The organism is Vibrio sp. 704 (assembly GCF_033339295.1).
In genome coordinates this window covers 1-524 of record NZ_JAWOUH010000988.1, presented here as the reverse complement: position 1 = coordinate 524, position 524 = coordinate 1, and the positions used below count along the sequence as shown (strand labels likewise).

The following is a 524-nucleotide window of genomic DNA, read 5'->3' as shown; positions in this document are numbered from 1 at the left end:
GCGGCTCAACTTACTTCTGGTAGCAAGGATATCCGCGGTTATTATCACAGTTATTATGATCATATCGGTGTTCACCGTTGTAGCATTCAAGATTGGTTTGACGGAAGGTCTAACAATCACCTTCTTCCCAATGATCATCTTGTCATGGACTATCGAACGTATGTCGATTCTGTGGGAGGAAGAAGGCGCGAAAGAAGTAGCAATGCAAGGTGGTGGTTCACTACTGACTGCGGTACTGGTTTACTTGGCGATGACCAACTCGTATATCCAGCACTTAACGTTTAACTTTATCGGCCTACAGCTAATTGTTTTGGCGGGTATTCTATTGCTAGGTACTTACACTGGTTACCGTCTAACAGAACTAGGTTGTTTCAAGCCGCTAGCGGAGGATTAAACGATGTTTGAACGTTACACTACGCCATCAAAACTTCGCCACAAAGGCATTATGGGCATGAACAAGCGTAACCATAGCTACATTGGTCGCTATAACGATCGCTCTAAATACCCATTGGTGGATGACAAGC

The 524-nt window shown here is 44.5% G+C and carries 1 protein-coding gene and 1 pseudogene; both read left to right on the top strand.

The genetic code is table 11. The features are described 5' to 3' along the window. A partial coding sequence (locus tag R7R24_RS30270) for a 7TM domain-containing protein (RefSeq protein WP_318120659.1) occupies positions 1–394 on the top strand: 394 nt, incomplete at its 5' end. Between the two features lie 3 nt (positions 395–397). After that, positions 398–524 (top strand): annotated as a pseudogene (locus R7R24_RS30265) (alpha-L-glutamate ligase-like protein); the annotation flags it as partial.